The sequence below is a fragment of the Dactylosporangium sp. NPDC050588 genome (assembly GCF_040654975.1).
Lineage (GTDB): Bacteria > Actinomycetota > Actinomycetes > Mycobacteriales > Micromonosporaceae > Dactylosporangium > Dactylosporangium maewongense.
This window is the reverse complement of record NZ_JBFAJA010000057.1, coordinates 50,356-70,002: the sequence shown is the minus strand read 5'-3', so window position 1 is coordinate 70,002 and position 19,647 is coordinate 50,356. Positions and strand designations below refer to the sequence as shown.

General features: G+C 72.2%; 17 protein-coding genes. 13 read left to right on the top strand and 4 right to left on the bottom strand.

The window, feature by feature from the left end; translation table 11 throughout:
• The first annotated feature begins 13 nt into the window (after positions 1–13).
• The 3 genes from AB0I21_RS34645 (at position 14) to AB0I21_RS34635 (ending at position 1,955) form a co-directional block, all read left to right on the top strand.
• Complete coding sequence (locus AB0I21_RS34645; protein ID WP_360567513.1) at positions 14–1,000, top strand: hydroxymethylglutaryl-CoA lyase; 987 nt, start codon at positions 14–16, stop codon at positions 998–1,000.
• Positions 1,001–1,095: 95 nt separating this feature from the next.
• Positions 1,096–1,545, top strand: coding sequence for a MaoC family dehydratase N-terminal domain-containing protein (locus tag AB0I21_RS34640; protein WP_360567512.1), 450 nt, complete (start codon positions 1,096–1,098; stop codon positions 1,543–1,545).
• Positions 1,546–1,562: 17 nt separating this feature from the next.
• Positions 1,563–1,955 carry a MaoC/PaaZ C-terminal domain-containing protein gene (locus AB0I21_RS34635; RefSeq protein ID WP_360567510.1) on the top strand — a complete coding sequence of 131 codons (393 nt, stop codon included), beginning with the start codon at positions 1,563–1,565 and terminating at the stop codon, positions 1,953–1,955.
• Here the strand turns inward: AB0I21_RS34635 and AB0I21_RS34630 are convergent.
• The 4 genes from AB0I21_RS34630 to AB0I21_RS34615 are packed head-to-tail and all read right to left on the bottom strand — an operon-like array spanning position 1,952 to position 6,326.
• Positions 1,952–3,142: a thiolase family protein gene (locus tag AB0I21_RS34630; RefSeq protein WP_360567508.1), complete on the bottom strand. Its 1,191-nt coding sequence runs from the start codon at positions 3,140–3,142 to the stop codon at positions 1,952–1,954. The two genes, AB0I21_RS34635 and AB0I21_RS34630, sit on opposite strands and share 4 nt — an antisense overlap.
• A gap of 13 nt (positions 3,143–3,155) precedes the next feature.
• Positions 3,156–4,244 carry a CaiB/BaiF CoA-transferase family protein gene (locus AB0I21_RS34625; RefSeq protein ID WP_360567506.1) on the bottom strand — a complete coding sequence of 363 codons (1,089 nt, stop codon included), beginning with the start codon at positions 4,242–4,244 and terminating at the stop codon, positions 3,156–3,158.
• Complete coding sequence (locus tag AB0I21_RS34620; RefSeq protein ID WP_360567505.1) at positions 4,237–5,118, bottom strand: SDR family NAD(P)-dependent oxidoreductase; 882 nt, start codon at positions 5,116–5,118, stop codon at positions 4,237–4,239. Before AB0I21_RS34620 ends, AB0I21_RS34625 begins: the two co-directional genes overlap by 8 nt.
• Positions 5,115–6,326 carry a CoA transferase gene (locus tag AB0I21_RS34615; RefSeq protein ID WP_360567503.1) on the bottom strand — a complete coding sequence of 404 codons (1,212 nt, stop codon included), beginning with the start codon at positions 6,324–6,326 and terminating at the stop codon, positions 5,115–5,117. The genes AB0I21_RS34620 and AB0I21_RS34615 overlap by 4 nt, the downstream gene beginning before the upstream one ends.
• A gap of 112 nt (positions 6,327–6,438) precedes the next feature.
• Between AB0I21_RS34615 and AB0I21_RS34610 the strand changes: the two genes are divergently transcribed.
• The 10 genes from AB0I21_RS34610 (at position 6,439) to AB0I21_RS34565 (ending at position 19,639) form a co-directional block, all read left to right on the top strand.
• The gene (locus tag AB0I21_RS34610) at positions 6,439–7,989 is read left to right on the top strand and encodes an AMP-binding protein (RefSeq protein ID WP_360567502.1); all 1,551 of its coding nucleotides are present in this window, start codon (positions 6,439–6,441) and stop codon (positions 7,987–7,989) included.
• The gene (locus AB0I21_RS34605) at positions 7,986–9,146 is read left to right on the top strand and encodes an acyl-CoA dehydrogenase family protein (protein WP_360567500.1); all 1,161 of its coding nucleotides are present in this window, start codon (positions 7,986–7,988) and stop codon (positions 9,144–9,146) included. The genes AB0I21_RS34610 and AB0I21_RS34605 overlap by 4 nt, the downstream gene beginning before the upstream one ends.
• An 83-nt stretch (positions 9,147–9,229) precedes the next feature.
• Positions 9,230–10,417 (top strand): acyl-CoA dehydrogenase family protein, encoded by a 1,188-nt coding sequence (locus AB0I21_RS34600; protein ID WP_360567498.1) that lies wholly within the window; start codon positions 9,230–9,232, stop codon positions 10,415–10,417.
• Positions 10,418–10,466: 49 nt separating this feature from the next.
• Positions 10,467–10,871: a nuclear transport factor 2 family protein gene (locus AB0I21_RS34595; protein WP_360567497.1), complete on the top strand. Its 405-nt coding sequence runs from the start codon at positions 10,467–10,469 to the stop codon at positions 10,869–10,871.
• 7 nt (positions 10,872–10,878) lie between these two features.
• The gene (locus tag AB0I21_RS34590; protein ID WP_360567495.1) at positions 10,879–11,832 is read left to right on the top strand and encodes an acyl-CoA dehydrogenase family protein; all 954 of its coding nucleotides are present in this window, start codon (positions 10,879–10,881) and stop codon (positions 11,830–11,832) included.
• 17 nt (positions 11,833–11,849) lie between these two features.
• Positions 11,850–12,407: a VOC family protein gene (locus AB0I21_RS34585; protein ID WP_360567493.1), complete on the top strand. Its 558-nt coding sequence runs from the start codon at positions 11,850–11,852 to the stop codon at positions 12,405–12,407.
• Between the two features lie 80 nt (positions 12,408–12,487).
• On the top strand, positions 12,488–13,702 hold the full coding sequence (locus AB0I21_RS34580) for an ABC transporter substrate-binding protein (protein WP_360567492.1): 1,215 nt from the start codon (positions 12,488–12,490) through the stop codon (positions 13,700–13,702).
• Between the two features lie 27 nt (positions 13,703–13,729).
• The gene (locus AB0I21_RS34575) at positions 13,730–17,215 is read left to right on the top strand and encodes an ATP-binding cassette domain-containing protein (RefSeq protein WP_360567490.1); all 3,486 of its coding nucleotides are present in this window, start codon (positions 13,730–13,732) and stop codon (positions 17,213–17,215) included.
• Positions 17,208–18,740: an AMP-binding protein gene (locus AB0I21_RS34570; protein WP_360567488.1), complete on the top strand. Its 1,533-nt coding sequence runs from the start codon at positions 17,208–17,210 to the stop codon at positions 18,738–18,740. The genes AB0I21_RS34575 and AB0I21_RS34570 overlap by 8 nt, the downstream gene beginning before the upstream one ends.
• Positions 18,737–19,639, top strand: a complete 903-nt coding sequence (locus AB0I21_RS34565) for a phosphotransferase family protein (RefSeq protein ID WP_360567486.1) — start codon at positions 18,737–18,739, stop codon at positions 19,637–19,639. Before AB0I21_RS34570 ends, AB0I21_RS34565 begins: the two co-directional genes overlap by 4 nt.
• Positions 19,640–19,647: the final 8 nt, after the last annotated feature.

Below are 19,647 nucleotides of genomic sequence, written 5' to 3'. Positions count from 1 at the left end.
CCGTGCCTCGTCCATGACCCTGCGGCATTCTTGTGCCCGCGTGCCGTGCCGGTTTAGATTGTGTACAAACCTGCGTGATGGCGGGAGGTCGTCGGCCGTTGGTGATCAGGGGAGAACCGTGACCGTCAGAATCTGTGAGGTGGGCCCGCGTGACGGCCTGCAGAACGAGCCGGACCATCTGAGCCCCCGGGTGCGCGCGGAGTTCGTCGACCGGCTGTCGGCCACCGGGCTGACGAGCGTCGAAGTGGTCAGCTTCGTCAATCCCGCCCGGGTGCCGCGGATGAGCGGCGCGGAGGAGGTCTGCGCCGCGGTGCAGCCGGTGGACGGCGTCGACCATGTCGCTCTGGTGCTCAACGAGCGCGGATACGCACGGCTGGCGGCGACGCGGTGCGTGGAGGCCCGGATGGCCTTCTGCGTGACCGAAACGTTCAACCAGCGCAACCAGGGGCGTGCCGTTGAGCGGTCGCTCGCCGAGGCCGCCGCGATCGTCGCCGCGGCGCACGCCGACGGCCGAAGGGCCAGCATCACGCTGGCCGCGTCGTTCGGCTGCCCCTTCGAAGGAGTGGTCGACCCGGGACGGGTGCTGGCCATCGCGGAGCGGGCCGCGGCCACCGGCGCGGACGAGCTCATCTTCGCCGACACGATCGGTGTCGGGGTGCCGCGGCAGGTCACCCGCCTGCTCACCGGTGCGGCCGGGCTCGGGATTCCCCTCGGGCTGCACCTGCACAACACCCGGAACACCGGTTATGCCAACGCGATCGCGGGACTGGAGGCGGGTGCGTCCGTGCTCGACAGCTCCGTCGCGGGTATCGGCGGCTGCCCGTTCGCGCCGGACGCGACCGGCAACATCGCCACCGAAGACCTCGTCTACCTGCTCGAAGGCCAGGGCGTGAGCACCGGCGTCGACCTCGATGCGCTGCTGTCCGTCTCGGCCTGGATCACCGAGGTGCTCGGCCGGCAGCTGCCCGGCCAGCTGCTGCGCGCCGGGCGGTTTCCGTAGGCGCGACGAGGTGCCGCACGGTCGGTGGATTGTGTACAATCGGCATGGCTGCATGGCTCAACCGTGTGGGAAGAGGCGATGTGCGCATGGGTCAGATGTCGAAGTTCGAGGGCCGGTCGGGTGCCGAGTTCGCGATGACGGTCGAGCGGGGCAAGATCCGCGAATTTGCCGCGGCGGTCGGCTCGGACCATCCGCTGTACTCCGGCGACGACCCGATCTCACCGCCCACCTTCCTGGCGTCGAGCGCCTTCTGGACGACGGACGCCAGTTCACCGTGGGGTGACGAGCCGCCGGATCTGTCGCGGGTCCTCCACGGCGGCCAGCAGTACGTGTTCCACGGACCGCCACCACGGGCGGGCACCGTGCTGCACGGCCGCCAGCGCATCGATCGCGTCTATTCCAAGCAGGGCCGGCGCGGCGGCATGCTCGAGTTCGCCGACGTCGTCACCGAGTTCCGCGACGCCGACGGACGGCTGGTCGCCGAGGCCCGGGCCACGCTCGTCGTGACGGAGCAGGCCCCGACGGCATCGGCGCCGGCCGAATGACGGTGTCACGCCCGGCGGTGGGCCCCCTGGGGGCGCCGCTGGTGCAGGGCCCGCTCACCGTCACCGACTTCGTGCGCTACCAGGGCGCATCCGGCGACATGAACCCGATCCATCACGACGCCGAGTTCGCGCGTGCCGCCGGGTTCCCGTCGGTGTTCGCCGTCGGGATGCGGCAGGCCGGCGTCCTGGCCGCGTTCGTCGCGGACCGTCTCGGCCCCGACAACGTCCGCCGGTTCGAGGTGCAGTTCCGCGCCATCGCGTGGCCGGGCGACGTCATCACCTACACCGGCGAGGTCACCGCCGTCGAGGAGACCGCGACGCACACGGTCTGCACGGTCGCGGTCCAGGCGACCCGGCAGACCGGCGAGGTCCACCTCGCCGGCACCGCGGTGTTCGAAGTGCCGTTCTAGAGCCGTTCCACGATGGTGGCGTTGGCCTGGCCGCCGGCCTCGCACATGGTCTGCAGCCCGTATCGGCCGCCGGTCTGTTCGAGGTGGTTCACCAGGGTCGCCATGAGCCGCACCCCGGAGCCGCCGAGGGGATGGCCGAGCGCGATCGCGCCACCGCGCGGGTTGAGCCGCTCCGGGTCCGCCCCGAGATCGGCCGCCCAGGCGAGCGGGACCGGCGCGAACGCCTCGTTCACCTCGTAGGCGTCGACGTCGTCGATGGTCAGGCCGGCCTTGGCCAGCACCTTGCGGGTCGCCGGGATCGGCGCGGTCAGCATCATGACCGGATCGTCGCCGGCCAGGGCGAAGGCGTGGAACCGCGCCCGGGGCCGCAGCCCGAGCTCGGCCGCCCGCGCCGCGCTCATGATCAGCGCGGCGGCCGCCCCGTCGGTCAGCGGCGAGGAGTTGCCGGCGGTGATGTGCCAGCCGATCTGCGGGAACCGTTCGCCGGAGGCGGCGTCGTAGAAGGCGGGCTTGAGCCCGGCCAGGCCGGCCGGCGAGGTCGCCGGGCGGATGGTCTCGTCCTGCGCCAGCGGGGCGTCGCGGCCCGGCACGTCGACCGGGACGATCTCGTCGGCGAAGGCCCCGGCGTCGGCGGCCCTCGCGGCCAGCGCGTGCGAACGGGCGGCGTAGGCGTCCAGCTGCGCGCGGGTGAGGCCCCAGCGGGCGGTCACCAGCTCGGCCGCGATGCCCTGCGACACGAGGCCGTTCCCGGCCAGCCGCGCGGCCACCCCCGGGCCGAACGGGTCGGCGCCGCCGACCATCGCGGTGCCCATCGGGACCCGGCTCATCGACTCGACCCCGCACGCCACGACGATGTCGTACGCCCCGGCCATCACGCCCTGGGCGGCGAAATGCATCGCCTGCTGGCCCGAGCCGCAGGCCCGGTCGACGGTCGTGCCCGGGACGGTGAGCGGCCAGCCCGCCGCCAGCACGGCGTTGCGCCCGATGTTGGCCGCCTGCTCGGCGGCCTGGCCGACGCAGCCGGTGATGACGTCGTCGATCAGCGCTGGCTCGACCCCGGTGCGGGTGACGAGCGCGCGCAGCACGGTGGCGAGCAGGTCCACGGGGTGGAGTCCGGACAGCGCGCCGCCGGGCTTGCCGCGGCCCGACGCGGAGCGGACGATGTCGACGATCACCGCGTCATGCATGTGGATCCCCTTGTCAGCGAGTTGGAGTCGACGGCCACTGCGCGACCGCGGCGGCCAGTTCGGGTGGCGCACCCCAGGCCCGCACGACGTCGGCGGCCGACGCCGTCGCCGCCGCGCGGCCGAGGGGAAGCCGGGGCATCCCGTCGGCGAAGGCCGCGCGGGCCACCGCCTGGCCGTGCCGCGGTGCCTCGCTGAGGGTCAGCACCGGCGCGAGGCAGGCGTCGGTGCCGGCGGCGAGGGCGGCCCACTCGTCGCGGGTCCGGGTGAGCACCGCCGCGGCGATCGCCGCACGCAGCGCGGGCCAGCGGGCCGGATCGTCGCGATCCTCGCGCAGCTGCGGGCCGAGCCCGAGCAGGTCGGCCAGCGCCGTGAAGAACTGGGGTTCGAGGGCGCCGATCGCGACGTGGCGGCCGTCGGCGCAGGCGTACACGTCGTAGTAGGGCGCGCCGGTGTCGAGCAGGTTCGTGCCGGCCTCGTCCCGCCACTGCCCGTCGCGGTGCATGCCGTACAGCATCGACGCGAGGTAGGTGGTGCCGTCGGTGATCGCCACGTCCAGCACCCGTCCGGTGCCGGTGCGCGCGCGTTCGACGAGCGCGGCCAGCACCGCCGTGACGAGGTACATGCCGCCACCGCCGAAGTCGCCGAGGAGGTTGGCCGGGGGCGTCGGCGGCTGGCCGGCCCGCGCGGCGGCGTGCAGGGCCCCGGTGACGGCGATGTAGTTGATGTCGTGCCCGGCCGTGGCGGCCAGCGGTCCGGTCTGCCCCCATCCGGTCATCCGGCCGTAGACGAGCCGCGGATTGATGGCGTGGCAGTTCTCCGGGCCGAGCCCGAGCCGCTCGGCGACGCCCGGGCGGTATCCCTCCAGGAGCACATCCACCGAGGGCAGCAGTCCGCGCACGACGTCCGCGGTCTCGGCGTCCTTCAGGTTGACGCCGGCCACGGGCCGGCCCCGCTCCAGCCCGCCGCCGCCGGGCACCTGACCGGGGCGGCGCAGCGCGAGCACGTCGGCGCCCAGATCGGCCAGCAGCATGCCCGCGAAGGGCTCGGGGCCGATCCCGAGCAGCTCCAGGACCCGTACACCGCGCAATGGTCCGTCAGTCATGACGCTGTCCTTCCATGTCCGCGGCGGGCGGCGCGGCCGCGATGGCCGACCGCAGGGCCCGGTCGAGCTCGTCGAGGTCGTCGGGCTGGGTGAAGGTCGGCTCGAGGTGCCAGCCCGAGGCGATGCCGACCTGCGGGCCGCGGACGTCGAAGACGCGGCCGGTGACGTCGCGCGTGTCCGGCCGGCAGAGCCAGGCGACGACGCGCGCCACCCAGTTCGGGTCGAGGTCCGCGCGCCGGCGGTCGGTGATCTCGCCCTCGTAGCGGCGCAGCGGCGCCTCGGTCAGGCGGGTGAGGGCGCTCGGGGCCACGCAGTTGGCGCTCACGCCGTACGGCCGCAGCTCCTGGGCCGCCACGAGCGTGAACGCGGCGATGCCGGCCTTGGCCGCGGCGTAGTTCGACTGACCGATGTTGCCGAACAGGCCGGAGGCGGAGGTCGTGGTGATCAGCCGGCCGTCGACGTCCGCGCCCGCCTTGGCCCTTGCCCGCCAGTGGGCGGCGGCGTGATGGGCGACGGTGAAGGTGCCCTTGAGGTGCACCGCGATGACGTCGTCCCACTCGGTCTCGGTCATCGACGCCAGGGTCCGGTCGCGCAGGATGCCGGCGTTGGCGACCACCACGTCGAGACCGCCGAACGTGTCGACGGCGAGCCCGACGAGCGCGGCGGTGGCGGCGAAGTCCGTCACGTCGTGCCGGCTCAGGACGGCGGTGCCGCCCGCGGCCTCGATCTCGGCGACGACCGCTCCGGCGGGTCCGTCGTCGGCACCGAGGTCGTTCACGATGACGGCGTGGCCGCCCGCGGCCAGGGCCAACGCGTAGGCCCGGCCGAGGCCGCGCCCGGCCCCGGTGACGACGGCCGTCCGGCGCGGGCTCACTGGGCCACGATCCCGCGCTGCAGGAGGTCGTCCCAGGCCTTGTCGTCCACCCCGGCCAGCTCATCGAGCACGGCGCGGGTGTGCTCACCCAGGCGCGGCCCCACCGCGGACACCTCGCCCGGCGTGCGGCTGAACTTCGGGACGATGCCGGCCATCGGCCCCGCGGTGCCGCCGTCGGTCTCCGGCCGCAGCACCATCTGCCGGGCGGCGTAGTGCGCGTCGGTGACCATGTCGGCCGCGGTGTAGATCTTTCCCGCCGGCACGCCGTTGTCCGCGAGTATCCGCAGCAGGTCCGGTGCGGGGAGCGAGACGGTCCAGCGCTCGATCTCCTCGTCGAGGATCGCCGAGTTGCGGCCCCGGGCCTCGTGGCCGTCGAAGCGCGGGTCGGTCGCCAGCTCCGGGCGGCCCATGGCGTCGCAGAGCCGGCGGTAGACCGCGTCGGCGTTGCCCGCGATCGCGATGTCGGCCCCGTCGGCGGTGCCGTACACATTGGAGGGTGCGACACCCGGCAGGACACTGCCCGTTCGCGTGCGCAGGATGCCGGCCCGCTCGTAGTCGGCCATCGTCGACTCCATGAGCGCCGCGACCGCCTCGTAGATGGCGACGTCGACCTCCTGGCCGCGGCCGCTCGCCGCGCGCTCGACCAGCGCTGTGGAAGTTCCCACAACGGCGAACAGCGCCGCCAGGGAGTCGCCGAGGCTGATGCCGGTCCGTGCCGGGCGTGACCCGGCGTCACCGGTCGTGAACCGGATGCCGCCCATGGCCTCGCCGATGCTGCCGAAGCCCGCCTCGCGCGACCGCGGGCCGGTCTGCCCCAGCCCGGAGACGTGTACGACGATGATGCCGGGATTGATGTCGGCGAGGGTCTGGTAGCCCAGCCCCCAGCCGTCGAGGGTGCCTGGCCGGAAGTTCTCCAGGACGACGTCGCAGCGCGCGGCGAGGGCCCGCAGCACGGCCTGGCCGTCCGGGTCGCGCAGATCCAGCGCGACCGACTTCTTGTTCCGGGCGATGGCCGGCCACCAGAGGCTCTGGCCGTCCTGCACGACACCCCAGCGGCGCATCGGGTCGCCTCCGGTGGGCGGCTCGATCTTGATCACCTCGGCGCCGTAGTCGGCCAGCAGCTGACCCGCGAACGGTCCCGCGATGAAGCTGCCGAGCTCGAGGACCCGGACGCCCGACAACGGACCTGAAGAACCGTGCTTCGTCACGACTGCTCCCCTGAATGTGCACAATCTGATGGCAGGAGCACGTAGAACTGGCGTTTCGGCGGTGCTCGTCTGCACTATTGCACACAATCGACGACTGCGGCACACTCCGATGATGTACGCCGCACACATCGCGCAGGACCGTCCGGACCGGGTGGCGATCATCATGGCGGAGGCCGGCACGCGGATCACCTACGGTGAGTACGAGTCGGAGGCGAACCGGTTGGCGCAGCTCTTCCGGCGCAGCGGCCTGCGTTTCGGCGACCACGTGGCGATGCTCATGGAGAACAACCCGCGCCTGCTGGAGAGCGAGGCGGCCGCCGAACGCAGCGGCCTCTACTACACCTGCATCAACCACTATCTGTCCCCGGACGAGGCCGCGTACATCATCAACGACAGCTCCGCCCGGATCGTGGTCACGTCGGCCGCCAAGCTCGACCTCGCCCGGCAGCTGCCCGAGCGGTGTCCCCGCGTCGAACGGTGGCTGATGGCCGACTGCGCCGACCCGCCGGCGCCGTTCGAGTCCTACGACGGGGCCGTCGCCGGCCTGCCGGCGGATCCGATTCCGGACGAACAGCTGGGCATGGCCATGCTCTACTCGTCCGGCACCACCGGGCGCCCGAAGGGCATCTACCACGCGCTCGCGGTCGCGCACCCGTCCGAGGAGCCCCTCGGGTCACGCGTCCAGAGCCAGCGGTGGGGGCTCGACGGGTCCAGCGTCTACCTGTCGCCCGCTCCGCTGTACCACTCGGCCCCGCAGGGCAGCGTGTCCATGACGCTGCGGGCGGGCGGGACGGCGGTCATCATGGAGTCGTTCGACGCGGAGCGGTACCTGGACCTCGTCGCCGCCCACCGCGTCACGCACTCGCAGCTGGTCCCGACGATGTTCTCCCGCCTGCTGAAGCTGCCGGAGGAGCGCCGCCGCCGCGCCGACGTCTCGTCGCTGCGCACGGTCATTCTCGCGTCGGCCCCGTGCCCGCCCCAGGTGAAGCGCCAGATGATCGACTGGTGGGGCCCGATCATCCTCGAGTTCTACGCCGCCAGCGAGGGGATCGGCTACACGTTCTGCACCTCGCGGGAGTGGCTCGACCACCCGGGCACCGTCGGCCGGGCCGCGAGTGGCGAACTGCTCATCCGGGCCGAGGACGGGAGCCTGTGCCCGCCCGGCGTGACCGGCACGGTGTGGTTCCGGGGGCCGGCCGGCTTCCAGTACTTCAACGACCCCGGCAAGACGGCGGCGACGCGTGACGTCGAGCTCGGCGCCAGCTCGGTCGGCGACATCGGCTACCTGGACGACGAGGCGTACCTGTACCTCACCGACCGGGAGAGCTTCATGATCATCTCTGGCGGGGTCAACATCTACCCGCAGGAGACGGAGAACCTCCTGATCACCCACGAGAAGGTGTACGACGCCGCGGTCATCGGCGTCCCCGACGACGATCTGGGGGAGGTGGTCAAGGCGGTCGTGCAGCTCGCCCCCGGTGTGGATGCCGGGCCGGCGACCGCCGCGGAGCTGATCGCCTTCTGCCGGGCGTCGATCGCCCACTACAAGTGCCCCCGCTCCGTGGACTTCGTGACCGAGCTGCCCCGGCTGCCCACCGGCAAGCTCTACAAGCGCAAGCTCAAGGACCAGTACTGGGCCGGACGGGAGACGCTGATCCGGTGACCGACGACGACCTCCGGCGGCGCGTCGCCGGCTTCATCCGCGACACCGGCGGCGCCGACCGGGCCGCGGCGCTGGGGGCCCAGTTCGACGCCGGACTGGCCTGGGTCCACCACCCCGCCGGGGTCGGTGGGCTGGGTCTCGGCCCGGACCGCCAGGCCGAGGTGGACGCCCTACTCGCGGCGGCCGGCCGGCTGGAGTCCTGGGAGCGCAACCCCATGGGCATCGGCATGGTCGCGCCGGCGCTGATGGCCCACGGCACGCCGGCCCAGCGGGCGCTGCTCCGGCCGATCTTCACGGCCGAGCACATCTGGTGTCAGCTGTTCTCCGAGCCCGGCGCCGGGTCGGACATCGCCGGGCTGGCCACGCGGGCCGTGCGCGACGGCCGGGACGGCGCCGGTTGGGTCGTCGACGGGCAGAAGACGTGGACGTCGCTGGCGCACACCGCCCGCTTCGGGCTGGCCCTGACCCGCACCGACCCGGGCGCCCCGAAGCACGCCGGGCTGACCGCGTTCCTGATCGACATGCGCGCCGCGGGCGTGCAGGTGCGGCCGTTGCGCGACCTGACCGGGGGTGCGCACTTCAACGAGGTCTTCCTGGACGGGGTGCGGCTGGGCGACGACGCACGGCTCGGCGACGTCGGGGGCGGCTGGGCGGTCGCCACCACCATGCTCGCGAGCGAGCGGGCCGCGATCGGCGGGTCGGTCGGAGAGCGTGGGTCGGGGGCCATCGCCCTGGCGGTCGACACCTGGCGCCGGACCGGGTCCGACCCGGACCGGCGGGTCGAGCTGACCCGGCTGTGGGTCGAGGCCGAGGTGCTGCGCCTGTCCGCGCTGCGGGATCAGCGGACGCGGGCCGAAGGCGGGCCCGGGCCGGGCGCCTCCGGTCTCAAGCTGCGCCGGGCCCTGCTGGAGCAGCGCATCGCCCGCTTCACGTTGGAGCTGCTCGGCCCGGCCGGGCTCGTCTATGACGCCGACGCCGTGCGGGCCGGCGGGCCGGCCGCGGACGACCCGGTCTGGACCTGGCTGCAGTCGCAGGCCTACACGATCGCCGGCGGCACGTCGGACGTCATGCGCACGATCATCGGGGAGCGCCTGCTGCGGTTGCCCAAGGAGCCCGGCCTGCCCCGAGACACGCCCTGGGCGCAGATCCCGCGCTGACCGTTACGGCCATTGACCAGCGCGGCAGCGTCGATGTAAAACTAAAACTGATGTTAGAATTAGCTAATTCGGAGGTGGCGTCCGTGCCGAGCCGAGACTTCGCCCAGCAGCGCCACGACGTGCGGCGGTTCGTCGACGAGGAGCTGATCCCGCGGGAGCCGGTCCTGGATCGCAACGACGCGAGCAGTGCCGAGGCGATGGCCGAGCTGAAGAGCCTGGCCAAGCAGCGGGGCGTCTGGGCGCTCGGGCACCCGGCCGCGATCGGCGGCGGCGGTCTGCCGTTCATGGACTACGTCATGGTCAACGAGATCGTCGGGCGTTCGTACTGGGGAACGGAGGCCCTCGGCACACTGTCCTTTCAGGACTGTCTGATGCTGCTGGAGTTCGGCACCGAGGCCCAGCGGAAGCAGTGGATCCCGCTGCTGTTCGAGGGCGTGACCGGACCGACGATCGGCATGACCGAGCCCGAGGTCGCCGGCTCCGACCCGACGCTGATCCAGACCACCGCGGTGCTCGACGGCGACGAGTGGGTGATCAACGGGCACAAGTGGTTCACCTCCGGCGCCAACCGCGCCATGTACACCACCCTCTTCGCCAAGACGGACCCGGACGCGCCCAAGCACCAGCAGTTCTCGATGATCCTCGTGCCCACCGACACGCCCGGCTACAACATCGAGCGGGTCGTGCGGACCATGGGCCACTACGGCGGCAACCACTGCGAGGTCCGTTACGACAACGTGCGGGTGCCGGCCGAGAACCTGCTGGGGCCCCGGGGCGGCGGCTTCGCCGTGGCCCAGGCGCGGCTCGGGCCGGGCCGGATCACCCACAGCATGCGCTGGCTCGGGCAGGCCCAGCGCGCCTTCGAGCTGATGTGTGACCGCGTCAAGACCCGCTTCGCGCACGGCTCGCTGCTGTCGGAGAAGGGCGAGGTCCAGCGCTACATCGCCGAGTCGGCCGCGCACATCCAGGCGGCCCGGCTGATGACCCTGGACGCGGCGCGGAAGATCGACGCCGGCCAGGACGCCCGGATCGAGATCTCCCTGATCAAGTTCTTCGGCGCGCAGATGCTGCACGACGTCGTCGACCGCGCGCTGCAGGTGCACGGCGCGCTGGGCGTCACCGAGGACACGCCGCTCGAGCGCATGTACCGCGACGCCCGCTACGCGCGCATCTACGACGGCCCGGACGAGGTGCACCGGATGGTGGTCGCCAAGCGACTGCTGCGCGGCGACTACCGGGAGCAGGCGCCGTGGTCGGAGATCGTGCGCTGACCACGCACCGCGACAACTGACGGAAACCGACATCGCTTCAGGAGTTTCGATGACGACGAGCGACTACCGAACCAGCCCGGCGGATGTCTCGCTCGCGCTGGCCGAGCGGCTGGCCACGGCGATCGACGCCAACGACCTCGACGCCCTGCGCGACGAGATCTACACGCCCGACGTGGTGGTCTGGCACAACGACGATCAGCACGAGCAGCGCGTCGACGAGAACCTCAAGGTGCTGAACTGGCTGCACCGCAAGGTCGGCAACAAGCGCTACGAGGACGTGGTGCGCCACGCGACGCCGACCGGCTACGTGGAGCAGCACGTGCTGCGGGGGACCGCGCCCAACGGCACCGAGCTCGAGATCCCCGCGTGCCTGGTGGTGACGGTGACCGGCGGGCGGATCTCGCGCATCGACGAGTACCTCGACAGCCGAGCCGCCGCCGCGCTGCGGTCATGAGCCGGCCATGAGTCAGCTCAGCGCCGCCGAGCGCGACCAGTGGCGCTCCTCGGTGGCCGCCGTGGCCGCCCGCTGTACACCCGGCGGGAACTGGGATGCGCTGTTCGACCTCGGTGTCGCCGAGCTCGGGCTCGAGGACCTGGCGGTGGCGATCGAGGAGTGCGGCGCCGTGCCGGCCGCCACACCGTTGCTGGGCCACATGTTCGGCCTGCGGGCGCTGCGTGCCGCGCCCGCGTCCCCGGAACGGGACCGGCTCCTGGCGGGCGCGGTCAGCGGCCGGCATCGGGTCGCGCTCGTGCCGGCCGACGGCGGGCGGACCTACGTGCTGGAGGGGGGAGCGGCCGACACCTTCGTGATCGCGACGGGCCCGGATCTGTTCGTGGTGCCTGCCGATGCCCGCGGCGTCGTCCGGCGCCCGCTGCCGACGCTCGACCCGTCGCGCGTCCTGTGGCACGTCGAGTTCGACGGGGCGGTGCCGACGCCGCTCGGCCGGGACGGCGAGTGGAAGGCCGAGCGGCTGCGGTCGGAGCTCGCCGCGCTGGTCGCGGCCGACTCGATCGGCGGAGCCCGGGCCGTGCTGCGGGGCGCCGTGGACCACGCCCGGCAGCGCATGCAGTTCGGCCGCCCCATCGGCTCGTTCCAGGCGGTCAAGCACCGCCTGGCCGACGTGTCGAGTCAGCTCGACGGGGCGGTGGCGGCGGTCGACCACGCGGTGCGCCGGTTGGATGCCGACGCCCCGGACTCGGCGCTGGCCGCCGCGGTCGCGAAGCTCGCCGCCGCCGACGCCTATCTGGCGGCCGCCGAGGGCGCGATCCAGACGTACGGCGGCATCGGCTTCACGTGGGAGCACCCCGCACACATCTATCTCAAGCGGGCCCACACCAACGGTCAGCTCGCCGGAGGTGCGGCACTGCACCTGGAACTGGTGGCCGACCGGGCCGGGATCGGCTCAATCAACTGAACCCTGGAGGGCGCATCATGGCCGAGCGAGAATTCGAGATCGGCGGCATCAACCACCTCGCGCTGGTGTGCAGCGACATGCGCCGCACGGTGGACTTCTACACCAACGTGCTCGGAATGCCGTTGATCAAGACGGTCGAGCTGCCGAACGGGATGGGGCAGCACTTCTTCTTCGACTGCGGCGGCGGCAACGCCCTGGCCTTCTTCTGGTTCCCGGGTGCGCCGGACAAGGTGCCCGGGGTGACCCATCCCGGTGCGCTGCCCGGGGTCGGTGACATCGCCAGCGCCGTCGCGTCGATGAACCACGTCGCCCTGCAGATCCCGGTGGACAAGTTCGACGAGTACCGCGAGCGGCTCCAGGCCAAGGGCGTGGAGGTCGGGCACGTCGTGTTCCATGACGACAGCCCGTCCACGATCGCGCGGCGCATGCACGACGGCGTCTACGTCGGCTCGCTGTACTTCTTCGACCCGGACGGCATCCTGCTGGAGTTCGCGGCCTGGACGCGGAAGCTGACCCCCGACGACGTCCGCCACGAGCCGGCCGCGCCGGTGGTGCAGACGGCCGCGAAAGCCTGAGCGGTCTCCTGTTCCCTTTATCTGAAACTGATGTCAGTATCAGCTCACACCCCAATCCCTTTGCCTTGATGGAGGCATCCATGAGGACGCTGCGGACCCGCCTCGCTGCGGCGCTGCTTGTTCTGCCACTCGCGTTATCCGCCTGCAGCAACGACAAGACCAAGTCACCCGCCGCCGCCCCGGGCGGCGCCTCATCGGCCGGCAACCCGGTGAAGGTCATGCTGATCTACGACGAGACCGGTTCCGGTGCCGCCCCCGAGCTCGTCGACGGCGCGAACGCCGGTCTGGCGCAGGTGAACGCGAACGGTGGCATCAAAGGACGACCGATCGAGATGACCGTCTGCAAGACCGGCAACGACCCGAACATCGCGGACAACTGCGCCCGCCAGGCCCAGAGCCTCGGGGTGTCGGCCGTGGTCGGCGAGCTCACCCTGCAGAAGGGCCACGAGAAGATCCTCCGGGAGGCGAAGATCCCGATCATCGGTGCCGTCACCTCCGGCACGGACCTGACGGAGATCGCGCAGTTCCCCCTCGACGGCAGCACGCCGATCCAGACCGCGTCGCTGGCCAACGCGCTGGCCGCGCAGGGCTTCAAGAAGATCAGCATGGCCCGCATCCAGATCGACGGCGGCGGGGCGTTCAGCGGCTTCGCCAACCAGGGCCTCACGTCCGCCGGTCAGAAGATCCTCAACGACGTGCCCGTGCCGACCGGCGCCGCGGACATGGCGCCCTACGTCCAGGCCGTCCTCGCGGGCGGCACCGACGCCATCCTGACCGTGCTGCCGGGCACCGACTCGACCGCCTTCATCAAGCAGCTCAAGAAGGACGCGCCGAACATCGCGATCGGCATCATCGGCACGCAGAAGGAGAAGGTCGCCGACGCGCTCGGGACAGCCTCGGACGGTCTCTACGAGGCGCTGGGCTACCTGCCGCCGTCGTACGAGAACACGGCCACCAAGAACTACGTCGCGGCCATGTCGAAGCAGGGGATCAGCGAGACGCGGGGCTTCCGGCTCAACGCCTACGCCGCCGTCCTCGCCTTCGCCGAGGCGGCCAAGAAGGTGCCTGACCCGACCAACACCGCCCTGTGGGACGCGCTGCCGACGATGAGCGGCATCGACATCGGCCTCACCCCGCCGATCCAGTGGCAGAAGGGCAACGTGGGCGGATACCCGCGGATCTTCACCTCCTGCGCGTTCATCGTGAAGTACAGCGGCGGCAAGGAACTGCCGGTGTACGACACCTTCCGCGACGCCTACACCGGCCAGAACTGCACCACTCCGCCGAAGAGCTGAGGACCGGGCCCACACATGCTGACTGACGTGATCAGGTTCGCCGTACTCGGGCTCGGGGCCGGCGCGATCTATGGCCTGTCCGCCCTCGGAATCGTGCTGATCTACCGCGGCTCCGGGATTCTGAACTTCAGCCAGGGCGCGGTCGGCATGGTGGGCGCCTACGTCTTCTACCTGCAACGCGAGGCCGGCATGGCCACGCCGGTGGCGGCGCTGCTCGCCATCGGCGTGGGCCTGGCCATCGGCGCGCTGATCCATCAGCTCGTCATGCGACCACTGCGGGACGCGCCGCCGGTGTCGCGGCTCATCGCGACATTGGGCGTCTTCGCGTTCCTTTTCGGCCTGGGCCAGTACCTGTTCGGCGTGGGGAAGGCCCGGATCGTCACCTCGATCCTGCCGGACGGGTCGACGACCGTGCTGCCGGGCATCCGGATCGGGACCGACCGGCTCGCCATCCTCGGTGTCGGGCTGGTGCTGGCCGTCGTGCTCACGGTCGTGTATCGCTCCACCCGCTTCGGCCTCGCCACCTCGGCCGTGGCCGAGAACGGGCGGGCGAGCTCGGCGCTGGGCATCTCCCCGGACACCATCGCGACCGTGAACTGGATGGTGGGCTGCGCCCTCAGCGTGGTGTCGGCCGTGCTCATCGTCAGCATCGGCACGCTGCAGGTGGAGAACCTGGCGATGCTCATCGTGCCGGCCCTCGCCGCCGCCCTGCTCGGCGGCTTCAAGTCCTTCCCGCTGACGATGGCCGGCGGGCTGCTGATCGGCATGCTCGAATCCGAGGTGGCCTGGATCGGCACGCGCCAGCACGCCGACGGCTGGGGCCAGACGGTGCCGTTCATCGTCATCATCCTCGTCCTCGTCATCTCCGGGCGTTCCCTGCCGCTGCGGGGCGAGGCGATCCAGCGGCCGCCCCAGCTCGGCACCGGCATCGTGCGCCCCCCGGTGCTGCTCGGCACCGGGCTCGTCGCCCTCGGACTGCTGTACTTCGTGTTCCCGCCGGCCCTGCTCAGCGCCACCGAGATCACCCTGGCGCTCGGCCTTGTCGTGCTGTCCCTCGTGGTCGTCACCGGCTACACGGGACAGTTGTCGCTGGCGCAGATGGCGCTCGCCGGTATGGGTGCCTGGATCGCCGCCCGCCTGGTCGCCGATCACGGCGTGCCGTTCTGGGCCGCGCTGCTGATCGGCGTCGTGGGCGCGGTCCCGGTCGGCATCATCGTCGGCCTGCCCGCGCTGCGGACCCGGGGCATGAACCTGGCCGTGGTGACGCTGTGCCTGGCCGTGGTGCTGGAGCACCAGATCTTCTCCTCGACCGAGCGCACCGGCGGGTTCACGGGCATCAACGTGGGCTCGCCGAAGATCTTCGGCATCGACATGGACACGTACTTCTGGCCCAGCCGCTATGCGATCTTCTGCCTGGTGCTGTTCATCCTGGCCGCCCTGATGGTCGCGAACCTCCGGCGGGGCCGGGCCGGCCGCCGCCTGGTGGCCGTCCGGTCCAACGAGCGCGCCGCGGCCAGCATCGGCATCAGCGTGGCCCGCGCCAAGATCTTCGCCTTCGGCATCTCTGCCGCCCTGGCCGCGGCCGGCGGGGTCCTGCTGTCGTTCCGGCAGCCGAACGTGACCTTCGTGCCGACGTACACCGCCTTCCAGTCCATCTTCGCGGTCGTGTTCTCGATCATCGGCGGCATCGGCTACCTCGTCGGTGCCGTCATCGGCGCCATGTACGCCCCGGCCGGACTGCTCTCCGGGGTGATCTCGCAGCTCTTCCCCGGCACCGCGTTCGCGCAGTTCATCTCGCGCAACGAGGTCGGGCAGATGATCCTCGGCCTGACCCTGCTCATCGTGCTGCCGCAGCTGCCCAACGGCCTGGCCACGCAGCGGCTGCCCGCCGGGCTGATCCCCAAGTGGATCACGGCGCGCGGCGGCCGCCGGACGCGCCGGCGCGACGTCGCGGAGCTGGCGGGGGAGACGGCGTTCAGCGTCGTCGAGCGGCCGGTGGAGGTGCGCGGGCTGACGGTGCGCTTCGGCGGCGTGACCGCGCTCGACGACGTGGCGCTCAACCTCGTGCCGGGGCAGGTCCACGGGCTCATCGGGCCGAACGGGGCGGGCAAGACGACCCTGATCGACGCGTTGACCGGGTTCGTGGACGGCCCGGGCGCCACGATGACCCTCGACGGCCAGGACATCGGCCGCTGGCCGGCCCAGCGCCGGGCCGCGGCCGGCATCAGCCGCTCCTTCCAGAGCCTCGAACTGTTCGAGACGATGACGGTCCGGGAGAACCTGCTCGCCGCGGGCGACCGCCAGGACTGGCCCGCGTTCCTGTCCAACCTCGTCCTCCCGGGCCGGGACCGGTACTCGCCGGCCGCGCTCGCCGCCATCCGCGAGTTCCACCTGGAGGACGACCTCGAACGCAAACCCGACGAGCTGCCGTACGGCCGCCGCCGGCTGCTGGCCATCGCCCGCTCGGTCGCCACCGGCGCCTCGGTCCTGCTGCTCGACGAGCCGGCCGCCGGCCTGGACGACACCGAGACCGCCGAGCTCGGCCACCTCATCCGCCGGCTCGCCACCGAGCTGCGGATGGCGGTGCTGCTCGTGGAGCACAACGTCTCCGTCGTGCTGGACGTGAGTGACCAGGTCTCGGTCCTCAACTTCGGCAAGGTGATCGCGACCGGGACGCCGGCGGAGATCCGGTCCGACCCGGCCGTCATCACCGCCTACCTCGGCACCCAGGACACCGCTGACGGCTCTGCCGACGAGACCGGTCCCGTCGAGGTGGTCGAGCGCGAACCGGCGCCCGCGACCAGGGCGGCCGCGGACGGCGAGCCGCTCATCGAGGCCCGCGGGCTCAGCGCCGGATACGGGGACCTGGCCGCGCTGCGCGACCTCGACCTGGTGGTGCGGCCCGGCGAGATCGTGGCGCTGCTCGGACCCAACGGCGCGGGCAAGACCACGACGCTGCTGACCCTGGCCGGCGAGCTGAAGCCGTTGGCCGGCACCGTGCGGTGGCGCGGCAGACCGGCCTCGGCCCGGCTGCACCGGCGAGCCCGCGAGGGTATGGCCTTCGTGCCCGAGGAACGCTCGGTGTTCATGCAGCTGAGCGCGGCCGAGAACCTGCGCCTCGGCCGCGGGCCACGCTCCCTCGCGCTCGACGCGTTCCCCGAACTGACCCCGCTGCTCGACCGCCGGGCCGGCCTGCTGTCCGGTGGCGAGCAGCAGATCCTCACCCTGGCCCGGGCCCTCGCCGGACGGCCCGCCCTGCTGCTCGCCGACGAGCTCTCGCTCGGCCTGGCGCCGCTGGTCGTCGACCGCCTGCTGCGGGCCATCCGGCGGGCCGCCGACGAAGGGCTGGGCGTCCTGCTCGTCGAGCAGCAGGCGGCGCGGGCACTGGAGGTGGCCGACCGGGCGTACGTGCTGCGGCGCGGCCGGGTGATCACCGAAGGGGCCTCGGCCGAGCTGTCCAGGGACTGGTCGAAGCTGGAACGCAGCTACCTGAGCGAGGTGGCGAGTGGGTGAGACCGCGCCTCGGGAGCTGGACCCGGCCCGCGTGCTGCCCGGCCTGCTCCGCCGTCGGGCGACCGAGCTGGCGGACCAGGACTTCCTGATCGACGTCGAACGGGGCCGGGTCACCTACGGCGCGTTCCAGCGGCGGGTCGAGCAGTTCGCCGGGCTCCTGCTGCGACAGGGTGTGCAGCCGTCGGACCGGGTCGCGGTCCTGCTGCCCACGTGCGTCGACGAACAGGCGTTGTGGATCGCGTGCGGGTGGCTGCGCGCCGTGCAGGTGCCGATCAACCCGGCGTACCGCGGCGAGATGCTCCGGCACGTGCTGCACGACTCCGGGCCCCGCCTGATCGTCACGGTCGGGGCCCGCGCCGACGAGCTCCGGCAGGCCGCGGACGCCGACGCCGCGGTCTTCGTCCTCGAGATCGGGCAGCCGCTGGTGTACGACCCGGCGGTGCTGGCCGGGCTCGAGGATCCGAAGCCGTGGGACACCGCCGCCATCATCTACACCTCCGGCACCACCGGGCCGTCCAAGGGCGTGCTCACGCCGTGGGGCCAGCTCATCACCGGCATCGACACCTTCGACGACGTCGGCCCCGGCGACGTGCTCTACGCACCGTTCGCCGCGTTCCACCTGGGTGGCAAGGTGCCGCTGCAGATCGTCGCGCACTGGGGCGGGACGTTCGTCTTCCGCGACGGCTTCAAGACCGACCGCTTCTGGCCGGACGTCCGCGCGCACGCCTGCAACCGGGCCTGGGCCTTCTACGCGATGGCGAACTTCCTCTGGCAGCAGCCGCCCCGCCCGGACGACCGCGACAACCCGGTCGAGAGCATCACCGGTGGCCCGCTGCTGCCCGACTACGCCGCGTTCGAGCAGCGGTTCGGGCTGCGCATGCGGACCAACTACGGGATGACCGAGGCCGGCTGGCCGATCGCGACCGGCGATCACGTCGTCGACCACCGCAGCTGCGGCCGCGCCCGGGACGGATACGAGCTGCGCATCGTCGACGACTTCGACGCCGAGGTCCCGGCCGGCCACATCGGTGAGCTGATCGTGCGCTCCGACCGGCCGTGGACGATGAACCAGGGCTACCTGGGCCGGCCCGCGGACACCGCGCGGGCGTGGCGCAACGGCTGGTACCACACCGGAGACGCCTTCCGCCGGGACGAGACGGGCAACTACTACCTCGTCGACCGGGTCAAGGACGCGGTGCGGCGGCGGTCGGAGAACATCTCGTCGTTCGAGGTCGAGTCGATGGTCACCGCCCACCCCGACGTCCTGGAGTGCGCCGCCATCGGCGTGCCGTCCGACGACGGGGAGGAGGAGATCAAGATCTGTGTCGTGCCGATGCCGGACGCGCACCTCGGTGCCCCGGCGCTGTCGGAGTTCCTCGCGGCCACGATGCCCCGGTTCATGGTTCCCCGCTACATCGAGTTCCTCGACGAGCTGCCGAAGACCCCGACCAGCAAGGTGCGCAAGGTGGAGCTCAAACGCGACCCGTTCACCGCGGGCACGTGGGACCGGATGGCCACGCGATGAACGAGACAGCCCTCACCGCTGCCCTCGGCGAGCCGGTGACCGGATTGGAGCGGCTGACCGGCGGCTCGTCCCGCGAGGTCTGGGCCTTGGAGGCCGCGGGTCGCAGACTCATCCTCCTGGCCGATCCGCCCGGTGAGCGCCGCGGCGGTGGCGCCACCTTCGAGGCGAGCGTCATCCGGGCCGCCCGCTCGGCCGGCGTCGCGGCGCCCGAAGTGATCGCGGTCGTGCCCGGCGGACTCGTCCTGCAACGGCTCGACGGCGAGACGGTGCCCCGGCGGATCCTCGACGGACTGACGACCGGCACCGCCGGACCACGGCTGGCCCGCCAGTGCGGCGACGCCCTCGGCCGGCTGCACACCGTCGATCCGGGAGCCGTCGCGGCCCTGCCGGACGAGGACCGGCTCGTCGAATACCGGGCGACCCTCGACCGGCTCGACCCCGACCGGCCGGTGCTCGAGCTGGCCTACGGGTGGCTGCTGGAGCGCCGGCCGCCGCGCCGCCGGACGACCCTGACCCACGGTGACTTCCGGCTCGGGAACTTCGTGGTCGACGGCGACGGTCTCGTCGGGGTCCTCGACTGGGAGTCGGCCCACCGCGGCGATCCCCTCGAGGACCTGGGCTGGATCGCGGTGCGCAGCTGGCGGTTCCGCGGGCCGGGCGTGGTCGGCGGCTTCGGCGACGTCCAGGACTTCCTCGACGGGTACCGGGCCTCGGCGGGCGTGGACGTGTCCGACGCCGACTTCGCGTGGGCGGTCGTGCTGGGCACGTGGATCTGGGCGGTCGGCTGCCTGCAGCAGGCCGACCGGCACCTGTCCGGGACGACCCGCTCGATCGACCTGGCGCTGGTCGGCCGGCGGGTGGTCGAGGTGGAGCACGACCTGCTCGGGCTGCTCCGGTGACAACGGGA

Bases quoted from the DNA above. Each gene is read 5' to 3' on its own strand.
- AB0I21_RS34645 (WP_360567513.1), top strand. From the start codon at position 14: ATGACCCTGCGGCATTCTTGTGCCCGCGTGCCGTGCCGGTTTAGATTG.
- AB0I21_RS34640 (WP_360567512.1), top strand. From the start codon at position 1,096: ATGTCGAAGTTCGAGGGCCGGTCGGGTGCCGAGTTCGCGATGACGGTC.
- AB0I21_RS34630 (WP_360567508.1), bottom strand. From the start codon at position 3,142: ATGCATGACGCGGTGATCGTCGACATCGTCCGCTCCGCGTCGGGCCGC.
- AB0I21_RS34625 (WP_360567506.1), bottom strand. From the start codon at position 4,244: ATGACTGACGGACCATTGCGCGGTGTACGGGTCCTGGAGCTGCTCGGG.
- AB0I21_RS34610 (WP_360567502.1), top strand. From the start codon at position 6,439: ATGTACGCCGCACACATCGCGCAGGACCGTCCGGACCGGGTGGCGATC.
- AB0I21_RS34595 (WP_360567497.1), top strand. From the start codon at position 10,467: ATGACGACGAGCGACTACCGAACCAGCCCGGCGGATGTCTCGCTCGCG.
- AB0I21_RS34590 (WP_360567495.1), top strand. From the start codon at position 10,879: ATGAGTCAGCTCAGCGCCGCCGAGCGCGACCAGTGGCGCTCCTCGGTG.
- AB0I21_RS34585 (WP_360567493.1), top strand. From the start codon at position 11,850: ATGGCCGAGCGAGAATTCGAGATCGGCGGCATCAACCACCTCGCGCTG.
- AB0I21_RS34580 (WP_360567492.1), top strand. From the start codon at position 12,488: ATGAGGACGCTGCGGACCCGCCTCGCTGCGGCGCTGCTTGTTCTGCCA.
- AB0I21_RS34565 (WP_360567486.1), top strand. From the start codon at position 18,737: ATGAACGAGACAGCCCTCACCGCTGCCCTCGGCGAGCCGGTGACCGGA.